The organism is Planococcus sp. APC 3900 (assembly GCF_030407735.1).
Classification (GTDB): Bacteria; Bacillota; Bacilli; order Bacillales_A; family Planococcaceae; genus Planococcus; species Planococcus notacanthi.
In genome coordinates, this window is sequence record NZ_JASDCT010000004.1 from 149,480 (window position 1) to 164,896 (window position 15,417).

Annotated in this window: 15 protein-coding genes; 7 read left to right on the forward strand and 8 right to left on the reverse strand. The window is 45.6% G+C overall.

What is annotated here, in order from left to right; genetic code table 11:
• Window positions 1–2 precede the first annotated feature (2 nt).
• The 3 genes from QMA04_RS09785 (at window position 3) to QMA04_RS09795 (ending at window position 3,027) form a co-directional block, all read left to right on the forward strand.
• Window positions 3–1,355, forward strand: coding sequence for a purine-cytosine permease family protein (locus QMA04_RS09785; protein ID WP_290185465.1), 1,353 nt, complete (start codon window positions 3–5; stop codon window positions 1,353–1,355).
• A gap of 184 nt (window positions 1,356–1,539) precedes the next feature.
• Window positions 1,540–2,109 carry a hypothetical protein gene (locus tag QMA04_RS09790; protein WP_290185467.1) on the forward strand — a complete coding sequence of 190 codons (570 nt, stop codon included), beginning with the start codon at window positions 1,540–1,542 and terminating at the stop codon, window positions 2,107–2,109.
• Window positions 2,110–2,166: 57 nt separating this feature from the next.
• Window positions 2,167–3,027 (forward strand): RCC1 domain-containing protein, encoded by an 861-nt coding sequence (locus tag QMA04_RS09795; protein WP_290185470.1) that lies wholly within the window; start codon window positions 2,167–2,169, stop codon window positions 3,025–3,027.
• 117 nt (window positions 3,028–3,144) lie between these two features.
• On the opposite strand, the gene QMA04_RS09800 is transcribed toward QMA04_RS09795, so the two are convergent.
• From QMA04_RS09800 to QMA04_RS09810, 3 genes are all read right to left on the reverse strand, one after another.
• A complete protein-coding gene (locus QMA04_RS09800) occupies window positions 3,145–3,753 on the reverse strand; it encodes a PIN domain-containing protein (RefSeq protein WP_290185472.1) in 609 nt (202 codons plus the stop codon).
• A 7-nt stretch (window positions 3,754–3,760) separates the two neighbouring features.
• Entirely contained in the window at window positions 3,761–4,204 is a 444-nt protein-coding gene (locus tag QMA04_RS09805) for a helix-turn-helix domain-containing protein (protein ID WP_290185474.1), read from the reverse strand.
• Between the two features lie 230 nt (window positions 4,205–4,434).
• Window positions 4,435–4,749 (reverse strand): hypothetical protein, encoded by a 315-nt coding sequence (locus tag QMA04_RS09810; protein ID WP_290185476.1) that lies wholly within the window; start codon window positions 4,747–4,749, stop codon window positions 4,435–4,437.
• Between the two features lie 415 nt (window positions 4,750–5,164).
• On the opposite strand from QMA04_RS09810, the gene xylE reads away from it, so the two are divergent.
• A complete protein-coding gene (xylE, locus tag QMA04_RS09815) occupies window positions 5,165–6,574 on the forward strand; it encodes a D-xylose transporter XylE (protein ID WP_483313716.1) in 1,410 nt (469 codons plus the stop codon).
• 201 nt (window positions 6,575–6,775) lie between these two features.
• Here the strand turns inward: xylE and QMA04_RS09820 are convergent, their stop codons facing one another.
• Window positions 6,776–7,096, reverse strand: a complete 321-nt coding sequence (locus tag QMA04_RS09820; RefSeq protein ID WP_404825539.1) for a PH domain-containing protein — start codon at window positions 7,094–7,096, stop codon at window positions 6,776–6,778.
• Window positions 7,097–7,462: 366 nt separating this feature from the next.
• On the opposite strand from QMA04_RS09820, the gene QMA04_RS09825 reads away from it, so the two are divergent.
• Genes QMA04_RS09825 through QMA04_RS09835 form a run of 3 tightly spaced genes read left to right on the forward strand, consistent with a single transcriptional unit; the run spans window position 7,463 to window position 9,487 of the window.
• Window positions 7,463–8,218, forward strand: a complete 756-nt coding sequence (locus QMA04_RS09825; protein WP_191716466.1) for an SDR family NAD(P)-dependent oxidoreductase — start codon at window positions 7,463–7,465, stop codon at window positions 8,216–8,218.
• Between the two features lie 18 nt (window positions 8,219–8,236).
• Window positions 8,237–8,671 (forward strand): MarR family winged helix-turn-helix transcriptional regulator, encoded by a 435-nt coding sequence (locus tag QMA04_RS09830; protein WP_191716327.1) that lies wholly within the window; start codon window positions 8,237–8,239, stop codon window positions 8,669–8,671.
• A gap of 57 nt (window positions 8,672–8,728) precedes the next feature.
• Entirely contained in the window at window positions 8,729–9,487 is a 759-nt protein-coding gene (locus QMA04_RS09835) for an SDR family oxidoreductase (protein WP_290185480.1), read from the forward strand.
• A gap of 65 nt (window positions 9,488–9,552) precedes the next feature.
• Here QMA04_RS09835 and QMA04_RS09840 read toward each other — a convergent pair whose 3' ends face one another.
• The 4 genes from QMA04_RS09840 to QMA04_RS09855 form a co-directional block, all read right to left on the reverse strand.
• Complete coding sequence (locus QMA04_RS09840; protein WP_191716325.1) at window positions 9,553–11,286, reverse strand: AMP-binding protein; 1,734 nt, start codon at window positions 11,284–11,286, stop codon at window positions 9,553–9,555.
• Window positions 11,287–11,302: 16 nt separating this feature from the next.
• Window positions 11,303–12,787 (reverse strand): aldehyde dehydrogenase family protein, encoded by a 1,485-nt coding sequence (locus tag QMA04_RS09845; protein WP_191716324.1) that lies wholly within the window; start codon window positions 12,785–12,787, stop codon window positions 11,303–11,305.
• A gap of 232 nt (window positions 12,788–13,019) precedes the next feature.
• Window positions 13,020–14,168 carry an acyl-CoA dehydrogenase family protein gene (locus tag QMA04_RS09850; RefSeq protein ID WP_191716323.1) on the reverse strand — a complete coding sequence of 383 codons (1,149 nt, stop codon included), beginning with the start codon at window positions 14,166–14,168 and terminating at the stop codon, window positions 13,020–13,022.
• Window positions 14,169–14,189: 21 nt separating this feature from the next.
• Window positions 14,190–15,383, reverse strand: a complete 1,194-nt coding sequence (locus tag QMA04_RS09855) for an acyl-CoA dehydrogenase family protein (RefSeq protein WP_290185484.1) — start codon at window positions 15,381–15,383, stop codon at window positions 14,190–14,192.
• Window positions 15,384–15,417 lie beyond the last annotated feature (34 nt).

Sequence of the window (15,417 nt, forward strand, 5' to 3'; positions counted from 1 at the left end):
CAATGGAAGATAAAGGGATTAAAAATGCAGTGGGGGCGGATGAGGCTTTAGCAGCAATTCCAGCAAATAAACGGCAGCACTGGCTGACACCAGCCATGATTTTCGGAGGACTTGAATTCACGATTCCTGTTTTAATGGTTGGTGCAACACTTGCGGGATCTTTCGGCATGTCGGAAATTTTCTGGATTCTTTTGGTTTCCTTGTTTATTGTTCAGTGGATTGGTAATGCCATCGCTGGTTATATCGGCGCCAAAACAGGCCGGTCATCTTCCGTAATTGCTCGCTCCAGCTTTGGAGCGGCACAAGCCCGCTTTATTGTAGGCCTAACGATCTTCATAGTATCACTCGGCTGGTGGGCACTGCAGACCGCTGTTGCAGGAAATGCGATATCGGCGATGCTTGGCATCGATTACGAGAATGAATTTGGTCCATGGGCCCTCGTTACTATCGTTGTTGGTTTACTGTTCGCTATCCCATCAATCATCGGCTATGGTTCGATGAAATGGACTGACTATATTGCTGTGCCTGCAGGATTACTTCTGATTATAGGCGGTATTTTCTACGCACTTCAAAATACAGGTTGGAGCACGATTATGGCATGGAGACCTGAACCTTCCATGACGTTTCTGGCTGCCTTAAGCTTGGTTATCGGTATCAATGTCTCCCAGTGGGTGATTGCATCTGATTATACTCGCTATGCAAAACCGAAAGTAAAAGACAATGTTCTTATTCCTCTGGGCATCATTGCTGTCGGATTCCCCTTGTTTTATGTAGGGGCAATCATGTCAGTCGGCGTCGGCGATGCAGACATCGTCAATGTCATGATGAACCTTGGATTTCCGGTATGGGGATTCCTGATTCTCTGGTTTGCAACCTGGACTAGCCAGCTCGTCAATAACTACAGCATGGGGTTGGCTATGGCGAATATTTTTAACGTCAATTCAAATAAAGGCCGAGCCATTTTAACATTGATCGGAACATTGATTGCCATTGTTATTGCCCTTGCTGGAATTCTGGATTACTTCATGGACTTCTTGTACATGACTGCGTTAATTTACCCGGCAATTGCAGGAGTCATGATGGTCGACTTCTTCTTTATCCGCAAGCAGCAATGGGCTGACAATAAAGGATGGAACTGGATGGCCACCATTGCTCTTGTCGTTGGCGTGTTGGTCGGCTATTTAACTCAATACGTCAACACCTTTGGAATCCCGGCAGTTCAATCTTTAATTGCGTCCGGAATTGTTTATTTCGCAGTCATGAAAGCCAAGGCTGCCATCAAACCGGATCATTTTACAGCACCGGTTGAAGAGCGCACAGAAGCTAGACTGCAAGAAGATACCAAGACAGTATAAAAGCAAAATCCTTTTTGGGCAGTTAGTCTGCTTAGAAGGGATTTTTGTTTGAAAAAGGATGAGTCTCTCAATTGTTTCCTCTTTTAGCTGGTATCGTAAGTTTCTAAGCAGGAAAACTTGCGTTGATTATCGAATGTACAGCTAACTAATGAATTCGGAAGTAAAGAAAAGAGAGGTGGGACGGATGAAGAGCGTTGGAAAAGTCTTTTATGTGAGTGCAGCGCTATTGCTGTTGGCGGGCTGCGGTGAAGAGGATGCGCCGATCATGGACGCTTCAAAAGCCAGAGGCGAGCCGGAGGAAACAGCATTGGAAGAAGGCGGAAAAGAAGGAGCAGGAGAGGAGGGTTCTACGGTGGCGACTGACTCAGGTGAAGATGCTTTATCCGAGTATTCCAGTGAACAGATCGAATATGCCAGAGTGTGGCTGCAGCTCGGTCCGAATCAGGAAATAGACGGGCTGTACGTCCAGCAAATCCCTGAAGGTACACCGCTCAATCCCGACGATGAAACTAGCGCCGCTTATCCGGAAGCGGTCATTCAACTGGCAGGCTCGCGCCTGGTGGACGGATCTGTGACGTATAGCGGAAACGGGGACGGCACGATCAATCTGTACAATGTGCCATTGCGCTGGGATGGCGAGTATCCTGCAGGGGAGGATTTCTACAACGACATCATCGAGAACAAGGAACTGGTGGAGATTGAGACCGGAGAAGATGAAGAAGTGATCCGTTTAATTGAGCTGTTGGAAGAATAACAGCTGTCGATCATCACTGTTCGTTGTTCAGAGACAAACATGTCGGGGAGGTTGAATATGGACCGTCTTTCATCAGAAGAGCAGCCATTGCAAATGAAGCGATGGCCGAAAAAGACCATAGCGGCAGGCTATCGCCATACTGTCGCACTCCATTCGGATGGTACGGTGATTGCGGTGGGCGATGATAAATACGGCCAATGCCAGGTGAGCAGCTGGCAAGACATCACAGCGGTGGCAGCAGGAACGGGCCATATCGGAAATTCCCATACGGTCGGACTCCAAAAGAATGGAAAAGTCGTCGCAGTCGGCTGGAATAAATACCAGCAATGCGACGTAAATGATTGGCTGGATATTAAAGCGATCGCCGCAGGATGGCGCCGAACACTTGGACTGAAAACAGACGGAACGGTAGTGGCAGTGGGACAGAATAATGAAGGGCAATGCGATGTAAGTGATTGGCACGAAATTGTCTCGGTTTCTGCGGGTGACTGGCACACGCTTGGCCTTCAAAAAGACGGCACGGTAAAGAGAGCGGGCAACAACCGCTACGGCCAAGGCAATGTCAGTGACTGGGAAGATATTATAGAAACCGCGGCGGGCTATCTTCACAGTGTGGGACTCCAATCCAATGGTACGGTCATAGCGACTGGCTCGAATAAGGACGGCCAATGCCAAGTAGCTGACTGGCGTGGGATTGTGGAAATAGCTGCCGGCAGCAATCACACGATTGGGTTGAAGGCTGACGGAACAGTGGTGGTAGTCGGGCGAAATACTGACGGGCAAGGCGAAACGAGTGACTGGCACGATATTGTAGCGATCTCGGCAGGCAATGCTCATACGATTGGTCTTAAAGCAGATGGAAGTATGGTAGCGGTAGGGCGTAATGATGAAGGGCAGTGTGAGGTGAGTGGAATTTAATAAACATAGTTGATTAAACCTTCAATAAAATAAGTTTGCATATAATGAAATGTAGAATTACAACAAACCCCCTTTCAAGCAGCAGGACTGCCTGGAGGGGGTTGAGTTAATTGCCATTCAATCATCTGTATCTTCTAATTCAACCTCTAATTTGCTAAGTTCCAGAAACATGTTCTGAAAGCCCGAGTCTTGCCAGACCAGATTATAAGTTTCCTCAGGTATATGAACAAATTGACTTTGCTTTAAATCATACAATCGATCTTCACTCTGGTTAAATAAAAAAGGGTACAGCATGAAGTCTTTAACATTCGCTGTGACAAGAATGCTGTCTTCATAATAAGCACTATAAAGAATACGAGAGTCTGAAACACCACCGTATGCGATAGAGAAATCGCCAAGAGCATTCCGGAAATTGGCCCGCAGATATGCAGACATTATTCTGACATGATGTTCCAATTTTATCGAAACAGAAGGGGATATTTCCTGGCAATTAGCTAAAAGACGTTGGATTTTATTATTTTCTCTGTCAGACAAGATATAAGATTGTACCTCTAATTCCCTTTTAACTTCTGCAGGAACGAGAATAACCGCCTCGCCTTTTTCTATTTCTTCTTTTGCGGTTTTCCAAAAATGAACAGCTGCTCTCCGTAGATTGGTGTCGCCATTATTATAGGCGTGGTAACGAAAAAAATTCGTATCTACTGTATACTGCTTGAATTCAGCCATAGCTAGCTTATTCTTCTTCCTGTAACTGATTCAGCATTTCGTCAGCAAAACCAAGTGACTGATTTTTAATCCGAGCACGTTTTTCAATAAACCGTTCCCAGTTAGGCTGATCCATTAATTGTTTGGTCTCAATCCGCCATTTCCCGCTGCCTTCGAAAGTTTGTTTCGCCAACAGTTTCCCTTCGCTGCAATGTCTACGGACCATTTGCTGACTGACACCTATAATGTCTGCCGCATCGCTTACAGTTACATATGGGGGGAGGTTGTATTCCTGACTTAGTGCCTCAAACGCCTCTTGTTTTTCATCTTCTCCAAGTTCATTAGTTCTTCTTTTTAATTCCCGTTCTACTTCTTCGGCCATTCTCATGAGCTGCACATACTCTTTTACCCGCTTATTTTTAATCGCTTCATCAGAAGGGCGGGGTTTTATGTTATCGAGTAGATTAACCATAGTAATCTCTCCTTATTACCTTTTTTTCAATTATACAACTATTTAAAAAGAAACTAAAGAAATAAACGAAACTTTCGAAACTTGTATTCAATTATCTATCTTATGGGAAACTTGCTGCTGATTAAGGTATTGTGTAGTGGTATATAGGCTGTTTTAATCGAATAAAGGCAAAAAGATTGGACGATTCACACTGTCCAATCTTTTGGGGGCATAAAATCAAATTCTTTATATTACTGAAGCAACTGAACCTTCTCAACCGGCGAAAATCCTTGGGTCTTCCGGAATTTCATATTGTGCTGGAAATTTGCCATTGAATCTGAACAATCAATGGCTTCAAAATTCAGGCTGTTCAATGTCGCTTTATCAAAACGAACAGAAAGAATCGGAAGGGTATCTGTTCTGCCGGTTGAGGTGTCCAAAACTTCATCCATCGCATGGACAACAACCAGATCAAAGGGCAGGATGGCAAACATATCTTGAGCAATCCGGATTGCACAACTGCAAACATAATCCTGTGTAATGTCATAGTATTTGGTTTTCGGCATTTCTTTGACGGTTAACTTGCCGGTTTTTGTTAGAGATTTTTGTTCTGTAGGAACGATATCTTTTGAATGAACATTGAATTCAACTTCAAGTGTTTTAGGATCCTCGATAATCTAAACTTGATAGCCATGCCATCCACTCCTTTCTTCAAATTGTGAGGGCAATAACCAAATATAGGAAGTGATAGTTTTGAGTTCTTGTATTTTAAAACTAGAACAATTCTTCATTTGAAACCGCCGTGCATCAAGCATTGGAACGGTAAAATTCAACTTGTCTTTATTTCAAGATAATAAAAAAATCTCAGAAAACTTAGTTTAGTCATTGCACAAAGTAACTAAATATTGGTACAATAACTGATAACGCTTACAACGCGAGAGGAGGAGAGGGCAGGAAAGTGATTCTGCTCTCGATGGCAAAATGAAAAATACCAAGCTTTTATACATCGTTGGGATTACATTAGTAGCTACACTGGGTGGCTTGTTATTCGGCTACGACACGGCTGTCATCTCGGGCGCAGAAGGTGCGCTGCAGACTTATTTCACAGATAGTCTGGGACTCAGTTCCTTTGTCCACGGGCTGACGGTTTCCAGTGCGCTGATCGGCTGTATCATCGGTGGATTTTTATCCGGTACGTTCTCATCGAAAGTCGGCCGGAAATTCACGTTGATCGTAGCCGCATTTTTATTCCTGGCTTCGGCACTCGGCTCTGCTTATCCGGAGTTCCTGTTCTTCACACCAGGTGAGCCTTCGATCGCTTTGCTGGCAACATTCAACTTCTACCGGATCATCGGCGGAATCGGAGTCGGCCTGGCTTCTGCAGTCGCACCGATGTATATCGGGGAAATCGCGCCTCCGAACTTGAGAGGACGTCTTGTCGCCTTGAACCAATTCGCCATCATTTTCGGTATGCTGGTCGTTTACTTCGTCAACTGGGGAATCGCAAGAGGCGAGAGCCTGGCGTGGATCAACGAATTGGGCTGGAGATACATGTTCGCTTCTGAAACGATTCCGGCTTTATTGTTCCTCCTATTGCTGTTTTTCGTTCCGGAAACACCGCGTTACCTCGTCTCTCAACAGAAAGACGACAAAGCCATGGACATTTTATTGAAAACCTACGATATGACCATGGCAAAAGCGACGCTGTATGAAATCAAAAATTCCTTCGACCACAAAAAAGAAAAGCTCTTTGCCTATGGCAGAGGAATCATTGCCATTGGGATTTTGCTGTCGGTATTCCAGCAATTTGTCGGCATTAACGTAGCGCTTTATTACGCGCCGCGAATCTTTGAAAGCATGGGCGCAGGACGCGATGCTTCACTCATGCAGACCATCATCATGGGCCTAGTCAACGTGATTTTTACAGTCATCGCCATTGTCACCGTAGACAAAGTCGGCCGCAAGCCGCTGTTGATCATCGGTTCCATCGGAATGACCATTGGGATGTTCGGAGTAGCCGGACTGGCTTATTTCGAACAGATCGGTACCGCCACATTGGTCTTCATCATCATCTACACGGCATCATTCATGATGTCCTGGGGACCAGTTGTGTGGGTCTTGCTGTCTGAAATCTTCCCGAACAAAATCCGCGGACAGGCGTTGGCGATTGCCGTGGCTTTCCAATGGGCAGCCAACTATTTCGTATCTTCTACCTATCCGCCAATGATGGAAGTCAGCGGTGCAATGACTTACGGAATCTATGGCCTCATGAGCATCCTTTCCGCGCTGTTTGTCTGGAAGTTCATTCCGGAAACCAAAGGCAAATCACTGGAAGAACTCGAAATCATCTTGAAAAAATCACAAGCCGCAAAAGCAGCAACCAATCAATAAAACGGCACCGAGCCGCTCTGACCAGGAATAGACTGGTTGGAGCGGCTCGGTTTTTTTATTATGGGGATATAAGAGCTGGAGTACGTACTTGACGAAATGAAATCGCCTTTACTCGAATTGAAAACGTGATAACTAGGTAAAGGTGGGAAAGCTAAGCCGAAAAAACAGCCCTCCATGGTGAGAAGGGCTGTTAAATGGCATTTAGAGAATTGCTTCCGCAATAACTTTATCAAGTTTGCGGATATCAACTTTCTTAGCCAAGTTCAATTTAAACTTGCCAGCTTTCGTCCAAAGCTCCAGTTCGGTGTTCAAATCAAACGTGCCGGCATTTTCCGAAGAGTACATGATGATCGATTTGAAAGGAATCGTGTAGACTTCGACTTTCTTGCCAGTCAATCCCTGTTTGTCGGAAATGATAATGCGCTTGTTCGTCACGACTGCTGTGTCGCGCACCGTCTTATAAGCGATTTGCGCTACTTCCCCTGGAACCAGCAATTCGTTGACCGAAGACGGCACATCGATTTCTTGCGTAAACGAAACTGTTAAGTGATGCAACTCAGCTTGTAAGGAGATCTGGGCTAATTGGCTCAATTACTTTCGTTTGAAATGAGCAGAACCGGGTTCCAGAAGACGACACACACCTAAAGCCATATCTCCTATGATTTTCAATTTCATGATACCAGCCTATACCGATGATTCACCTAACTATGGAAAGAACCTGTTGGACGCTTACGTACAAATCACTTGGGAATTGTGTTGCTCCCAAGTACAAGACATAACACACTAGAGAATTGCTCCTTTCATTAAAATCGCCATCAATCCAAATAGTTTAACGGTATACTATTTCATGGTAAACTAAATATATTCTTAAATAGTTAAGGGGAGATCATTATGAAATTACAGGACAAAGTAGCAATCATTACAGGCGGTGCTGGCGGCATTGGGAGTGGCATGGCGCTCGCTATGGCAAAAGAAGGCGCTAAAGTTGTGATCATTGATGTGAATGAAGAGCAGGGACATGCAATGGAGCAGGAGCTGCAGGGCATTTCTGCGGATTCGCTTTTCATCAAAGCGGATTTGACTGATCATGCGAATTTGAAGACGGTCGTGGAAACAGTTGTGGAGAAATACGGCAAGCTGGATGTTCTAGTGAATAATGCGCATGCTTCCCGCCAGACGATGTTTGCAGATGTGCCGACAGAAGAATTGGAGCTGTCGATGAATACAGGATTTTACCCGACCTGGTATTTGATGCAGGCGGCCTATCCTTATCTGAAAGAAACAAAAGGCAATGTCATTAATTTTGCATCCGGTGCTGGATTGAATGGCCATGAAACGCAGGCTGCTTATGCCGCTGCAAAAGAAGCGATCCGTGGCATTTCACGGGTAGCGGCAAACGAATGGGGCAGAGACGGCATCAATGTCAACATCATCAGTCCAATCGCTGACTCGCCAGGCGTTCGCGCATGGGCAGAAGCGCAGCCGGAATATTATGAGGCAGTTGTATCCAAAATTCCGATGGGCCGTTTTGGCCATGTGGAAGAAGACATCGGCCGCGTCGCTGTCTTCCTGGCAAGTGAAGATTCCAAATATATCACAGGCCAGACGATTATGGTCGACGGCGGATCCATTCAACTTCGGTAAACCACAGGAGGACTTGAAATGGAAAAAACGAATATTTTTCAACTCATTAACGCAATCGAACAATTGAACAATGGGAATATTGTCCTCTTCACTCGAAAGTTTTCCTACCCTTTGGGGATTTCGCCCATTTTGGTATTGGCTGAGTTAAAGAATAAAGGACCCCGCAAACAAATCGAGCTGGCCGAATTGGTCGGTTTGACCAAAGGGGCATTGACGAATATTTCAACCAAACTTGTGGATTTGTCGCTGGTTGAGCGTCTTTATGAAGAAGAAGATCGCCGCACCATCCGGTTAAAGGTTACGGAAAAAGGATTGGCGGCTTTGGAAGAAGCTCAGGCAATTGGCAATGAAATCTATACCGAGCTGTTCGAAGCTTTTTCAGAAGAGGAACTCAATGAATACCTGCGTCTGCAGAACAAATTGATTCGCAGCCGTTTAACTAATTGGGCGTAATTTTAGTGAATCCACCGTATTTTGTATAGTCAAACTAAATTTTTTGGGGGTTTTATTATGCGTTTGGAAAATAAAGTGGCCATCATTACAGGTGGTGCAAACGGAATCGGAAAAGCGATTGCCGCGGCTTATGCAAAAGAAGGTGCGAAAGTTTCACTTGCTGATTTCAATGAAGAAGCGTTGAATAATACGGTTGCAGAATTTAATTCGCAGGGATTTGAAGCCTTTGGCGTGAAAGTGGATGTCTCTTCTGAAGACGACATTCAGCGGATGGTGGACGATTCGGTGGGCCATTTCGGACGTGTCGACATTCTCGTGAACTGTGCAGGGGTACTGGACAACATGCAGGCGGCGCATAATGTGGAAGATGCCATCTGGAACCGCGTTATGGATATCAACGTAGGCGGCGTGATGCGCGGATCCCGAAAAATCATCCCGCTCTTCACTAAACAAGGCGGCGGCATTATCGTGAACCTGGCTTCAATCTGCGGAATCACAGGCGGACGCGGCGGTCTAACGTATACAGCGGCGAAACATGCAGTTGCCGGCATGACGAAGAACATTGCTTCGACTTACGGTGCACAAGGCGTTCGCTGCAATGCAATCGCACCAGCACAGGTTGATACGGGGTTAACGCAGTCCATCGACAATTACGATATGTTCGGCTTGAAGCAAGCAACCCGCGGAACAGGCACGATGAACCGCAGCGCATCACCGGACGAGATCGCCAGCATCGCCCTTTTCCTGGCAAGCGGCGAATCTTCCTACATCAACGGCGTGGTCCTTGCAGCAGATGCAGGGTGGAGCGCTTACTGAGTTAGTTTTTTATAAAGAAAAATGTAAGACCTGCCATCCGATTTTAGGTGGCAGGTCTTTTTTGTCTACTGCTTTTCCATTTCTTGTTTCTTCAAATGAATTTTTGAGATTTTACCTGCAGCTGTCATGGGGAATTGCTCAAGAAATTCGAGTTCGCGTACTTTTGAATAATGGACAACGCGTTCATTCGTATAGTTTATGAGTTCTTCTTCAGACAAGCAGCTGCCTGGCTTTAAAATAACGAAAGCTTTCGGGATTTCACCAAATTTTTTCGCCGGTTTCCCAATGACAATGGCGTTTTGCACGGCGGGATGAGAGACGATAACTTCTTCGATCCGACTTGGATAAACGTTGTATCCATTGTAAATCAGCATTTCTTTTTTACGATCGACAATCGCGAGATAACCGTCTTCATCGATAATACCGATATCGCCGGTATGCAGCCAGCCATTTCGAAGTGTTACAGCTGTTTCTTCCGGCTTATTAAAATAACCCTTCATGACTTGGGGGCCATAGATGCAAATTTCTCCGGCCTGTCCTGAAGGCAGAGCTTCTTCGCTCGCCCCGTCGAGCGCTACGACTTTGATTTTGGTATTGTAAGTCGGCAATCCAACTGTTCCTGCTTTATGAACACCGCCGGCTACTATGACGCTTCCTGCGACAGAGGCAGTTCCTTCCGTCAATCCATACCCTTCACCTACACGAGCATTGGGGAACATTTCTTTTAGCAGTCCCAATTCTTTTTGTGAAAGGGGAGCCGCACCAGAACTGATGTTGCGGATTGTCGAAAAATCATACGAGTCGATTCCGGGTAAATTGAGCAATATGTTCCACATGGCGGGTGCTCCGTTAATCGAAGACACTTTGTACTTCTCGATTAAATCAAGAAATTGTGCAGGGACAAAACGATCAGGCAATAAAGTCGTAACGCCCTGTGCCATTGGAGAAACGATCATCCCGATGCCTCCTGTTATGTGAAACAAAGGAGAAGGGCTTAATCGTACTTCTTCCGCGAATGGGATGGAGTATTTTATCTTATAGGCTTCAAGGTCCTGCTCCACGGGTGCGAAACGGAGTGCGCCATCTTCATCCAAGATAGGCAAAGCACCAGCTGTCCATGCAGCGATTTGAGTGATGTTACTGACTAAATTTGCGTGTGTAATCATGACACCTTTTGGACTGCCAGTGGTTCCCCCCGTATAGGCGATATGCACAAGATCGTTTTCTGGATCAATGCCGGGATCGAATTCTTCGTCTGAAGCCGCTGCTTTTAATGCAGCAAAACTATGCCATTTTTCGTCCGCTTCCAAATTCACAGGGGTTTCGTTCGTGAAAATTTCAGAATCTCCAGTGACAATGACATGCTTGACTTGCGTATCTGCCAGTACTTCGCGTATGGAATGTGCGACGGATTCGTGTGTCACCACTACTTGAGTTTGTGAGTCGTTCAATTGATGCGTTAAATCTCCTGCTGGCAAATAAGGGTTGAGCGGGGAGTAGACCGCACCTGATAAAATAATTCCGTAATAGGCTGCGAGGTATTGAGGGCATGTCGGCAAATGAGTCGATACAACCATCCCGCGGCCAATGCCGAGTTTCCGCAATGCATTTGCAAAACGCCTGGATTGTTGATGGATCTCATTATAGGTAATTGGCGTATCACGGTATATATAAGCATTCTTTTTACCGAATTGTTTAATGCTGCCTTTTAAAATGGCGCCGGCTGATACATTTGGAATATCGAGAAAATCAGGTAAATCCGGATCATAGTTTACTGTGCTGGAAAGCTGGACATTCATCTGATCACCGCCTGTTTCAGAGTTTTAATTCAATCACGCAAGATTTTTCGCGGGAATAATCCGCAATGGAGTCTGTACCGAAGCCACTGTTTTTCGTGCCGCCAAATGGAAGTTCCGGTCCGACACGTGCGTACGTATTGACCCATACATTTCCAGCATCGAGCGCGGAAACCATACGATGCGCAAGGCTCAAGTCTTTTGTCCAAACACCTGCAGCGAGGCCGTATTCTGTGCCGTTGGCAAGGTTTAATGCCTGTTCTTCAGTGTTAAACGGAATCATCACTGCGACGGGTCCGAAGATTTCTTCCTGGCAGACGCGTAGCGTATTGGATTCCGCTTTTAATAATGTGGGCTCAATCCAGTAGCCTTCTGCTAATTCACTATGATCAGGCGCTACTTCAGCTCCTCCGGATCGGCCGCCGTAAAGCAATTCCGCGCCTTCATCCAGTCCGACTTGGATGTAGTTTCGGACGATGTCAAATTGAGATTTATTGGCCATGGGTCCGGTTGTGGTCGATGGGTCCAGTGTAGGCCCGTACATTTTATACTGTGGGTTTTTTAATCGTGAAATAACGGCTTCCGCGACTTTATCAAAGATGGCACGGTGAACGAGTAGGCGGGAACTTCCGACACAGATCTGTCCGGAATTGCCAGTAAAGATGCTGTACGTACTTATTGCGTCAGCGACTGCATCAATGTCTGCGTCCTCGAAGACAATATTGGCAGATTTTCCGCCGAGTTCTAAAATGAGCGGCTTCGGTTTGTCCGCTGTAGCCCGTGCAATAGTCGAAGCGGTCCGGCCGGATCCCGTTAAACTAATTTTATTGACGTCAGGATGACTCGTTAATACGTCACCAAGCTCAGTTCCATATCCGGAGATGACGTTAAAGACTCCACGGGGAAAAACGTCTTTTAACAACTCTGCTAAATACAATGAGGAAGCGGAAGCTTGTTCAGACGGTTTGATGATCACGGTATTTCCTGCGGCAATGGCGTTAGCGGCTTTGATTGAAAGCGTAAATAATGGAGCATTCCATGGTGTGATTCCGACAACGACTCCATACGGTTCGCGAAGCGTATAACCGAAACTGGCAGATGGCAGCGGAACGGTTTGGCCGCGATTTGCCTCCAATGCACCAGCTGCGGCGTTAAACCAAACTTGCTGCAATACGGGGATTAAGCCATATGACGTTTCTCGGATGACCCAGCCGATGTCTTGTGTTTCAAGAGCTGCCAGAGCTTCTGCGTTTTCGCCGATAAGTTCAGCGGCTTTTCGTAAAGCTGCCGCCCGTTCTTCCGCTGTTGTTTTTTTCCAAGCCGGGAAAGCGTGCTTGGCTGCGGCAACTGCCGATAAGGCATCTTCCTGGGAACTTTGAGGTATGGCTGCCCATACTTTTCCGGTAGAAGGGTCTATACTGTCAATTCTTTCGCCACCGCTTGCATCACGCAATTCGCCGCCAATTAAGTTCTTATAAACTTTTAAATCTGTTGATACGGTCATTTGGTATTCTCCTTCTTAACTAAACTTTACTTTGACTTTAGCTATATAAGTTGAACTAAAAAACTATCCTTTTATATCCCGCTTCGGTCGCTTTGGGCAGGGCTCCCGCGATGAGCCGAGAAGGCCACTCGTCTCATCGCTCCGCCTAGTCTCTGGACGCGAGCCCGAGGAAAGTGCAGCTGTTTTTTGGAATATCGGCAAGTGAAAATCATTAATTCAACATCTATAGTTTTTAAAAAACAGGTACTGGAGTTTGTTTGGTAGATTTCGTGTGCCATCCGAGTGAGTGTGCCGTTTTTTTGCGTGAGTCGCGAACAGAACCAAAATAGTTTTCGTAATAACGCGCACGTTTTAGATAAAGTTGAACATCGAGTTCTTCTGTAAATCCAATCCCACCATGAAGTTGAATGGAGTCGGCTGCTGCTTTAATGTAAGCTTTTGAAATAAAAGATCGAGCGCTATGTACAGCTGTTTGTTTATCTGCCGTATCATTTTCTACAGCCCATGCTGCGTAATAAGAAAGAGAACGCGCTGTTTCTAAATCAAGCTTCATATTAACAATGCCGTGTTTGACCGCTTGGAATCTACCGATGGGTTGATTAAACTGAACACGAATTTTTGCATATTCTGTAGTTGTATGAACAAGTTCATCCATTCCACCTACCATGCTGGAACAGAGAGCCGCGTTGAAATGGAGTAGTGCATCATCCAACATTTGAGTTGCTTCACCGAGTTCACCAAGTAATTCAGCAGGTGCTTGATCAAAGGTCAATTGTGCGATTTGCTGCGTTTCATCAATGCTAGAAAGAATTTTCCGTGATGCGACATCACTTGCTTTAATGAGGAATAGTGACTTACCTTCAGCTGTTTGTGCGCCTGTAATAAAGAAATCAGGATTTCCTAATACAGCAACTAGTGTTTTCGTTCCTGTTACGGCGTAACCACTCGTCGTTTTCCCTGCAATGGTGCTAAATGATTTTGGCGTGAGTCCACGGTTTTGTTCATACCACGCAACAGAGATGGTGCTTTCTCCTATAGCGACTTTTGAGAGCAAATTGGATTTTTGTACTTGCGTTCCGTAATTGTTAATTAACGGTACGGCTAAAGCGATTGTTTCAAGTTGGATGCCCGGCAACAGCACACGTCCGGTCTCTTCAAAAACAGGAACAAGGTCAAGTGCGCCAAGTCCAAGGCCGTCTTGCTCTTCTGAAATCGGAATCGCAGAAATCCCCATTTCTGCAAACCCTGCTGTTACGCGTGTAACGACTTCCAGTTTGCCATCAATTACTGAACGTGCAATATCTGTCTTGCCAAGATCCGTCATATATTTACGAATCGCTGTACGAAACAATTCTTGTTCTTCATTTAATGCAAAATCCATTTTCTTCACCTCTCCTAACGGTTATCGTCCCAAGTCTTTTGGAAGTCCGAGAATGCGTTCACCAATCGTGTTGCGCTGCACTTCGCTTGTGCCGCCGCCAATTGTTGCGCCGAATGAAGCGAGGTATTGAGCCTGCATATCCGAATCAAACAATGCCTCTTCTGCCATGAGAACGCCGGCATGACCTTGAATCGTCATCGCAAAGTCGAAGAGCTCTTTCGTCAATTCGCTAACGAGTAATTTATCGAGCGAACTTTCAGGACCTGGTTTGCCATTTTTTAATGTATGTGTAATGTTGCGATAGTAGTTTAGTTTGGCGCCGTTGATGCGTGTGTATAAATCGGCCAGTCCGTCTTCGACAAATGGATCTTCAATCAAAGAAACACCGCATACTTGTACCGCTTTGGCCATTTCCACAACGCGGTTAAATTGTTGTTCGAGTGTGAAAACCTGAGCCGCAATACCGGAGCGTTCGTGCAACATCAGCGCAATAAGAACTTTCCAGCCTTTGCCGACTTCGCCAACCACATCGGCGTCAGTTGCGATCGCATCTGTTAAGTAAACTTCATTAAATTCTTGGTGACCGTCCATTTGGACGATGGGAACTGTTTCAACGCCCGGTTGGTTCATATCCAGAAGGAATACCGTGATGCCGTCGTGTTTGCCTTCACTTTTTTCTGTTTTCGTTAAAAGGAAACAGCGATCTGCGACATGAGCAAAACTCGTCCAGACTTTTTGACCGTTGATCACCCATTTATCATCTTTTTTCACAGCCGTCGTTTGGATCGCAGAAAGGTCAGAGCCAGCACTTGGTTCCGAGTAACCTTGGCTCCAAACTTGCTCACCAGTTAAAATTTTCTCGATAAATTCTTCTTTTTGTGTAACCGTTCCCATTTGCATTAAAGTCGGAGCGACCATATGAATCCCGATATAGTTAATGAGAGGAGGGGATTGGACGCGAACCATTTCTTGGTGATAAATGATTTCTTCTATTAATGTTGCGTCGCGTCCGCCATATTCTTTCGGCCAAGCAATGGCAGCCCAACCACCTTCGTAAAGGGAGCGTTGCCAGTCACGTAAAAATTGAGAGTAAAGTTTTGAGTCTTCAGGAAGTTTGCGATTTCCTTTTAGCCAACCTTCGGGAAGGTTTTGTTCAAGCCATCCACGTAGTTCGCTGCGAAACTTTTCTTCTTTTTTCGTAAATGTAAAATCCATGGAGACACATCCTTTCGTTTTGTTTCATCGTTAG

Coding starts and splice junctions, on each gene's coding strand:
- QMA04_RS09785 (WP_290185465.1), top strand. CDS start 3: ATGGAAGATAAAGGGATTAAAAATGCAGTGGGGGCGGATGAGGCTTTA.
- QMA04_RS09790 (WP_290185467.1), top strand. CDS start 1,540: ATGAAGAGCGTTGGAAAAGTCTTTTATGTGAGTGCAGCGCTATTGCTG.
- QMA04_RS09795 (WP_290185470.1), top strand. CDS start 2,167: ATGGACCGTCTTTCATCAGAAGAGCAGCCATTGCAAATGAAGCGATGG.
- QMA04_RS09800 (WP_290185472.1), bottom strand. CDS start 3,753: ATGGCTGAATTCAAGCAGTATACAGTAGATACGAATTTTTTTCGTTAC.
- QMA04_RS09805 (WP_290185474.1), bottom strand. CDS start 4,204: ATGGTTAATCTACTCGATAACATAAAACCCCGCCCTTCTGATGAAGCG.
- QMA04_RS09810 (WP_290185476.1), bottom strand. CDS start 4,749: ATGCCGAAAACCAAATACTATGACATTACACAGGATTATGTTTGCAGT.
- xylE (WP_483313716.1), top strand. CDS start 5,165: ATGAAAAATACCAAGCTTTTATACATCGTTGGGATTACATTAGTAGCT.
- QMA04_RS09830 (WP_191716327.1), top strand. CDS start 8,237: ATGGAAAAAACGAATATTTTTCAACTCATTAACGCAATCGAACAATTG.
- QMA04_RS09835 (WP_290185480.1), top strand. CDS start 8,729: ATGCGTTTGGAAAATAAAGTGGCCATCATTACAGGTGGTGCAAACGGA.
- QMA04_RS09840 (WP_191716325.1), bottom strand. CDS start 11,286: ATGAATGTCCAGCTTTCCAGCACAGTAAACTATGATCCGGATTTACCT.
- QMA04_RS09845 (WP_191716324.1), bottom strand. CDS start 12,787: ATGACCGTATCAACAGATTTAAAAGTTTATAAGAACTTAATTGGCGGC.
- QMA04_RS09850 (WP_191716323.1), bottom strand. CDS start 14,168: ATGGATTTTGCATTAAATGAAGAACAAGAATTGTTTCGTACAGCGATT.
- QMA04_RS09855 (WP_290185484.1), bottom strand. CDS start 15,383: ATGGATTTTACATTTACGAAAAAAGAAGAAAAGTTTCGCAGCGAACTA.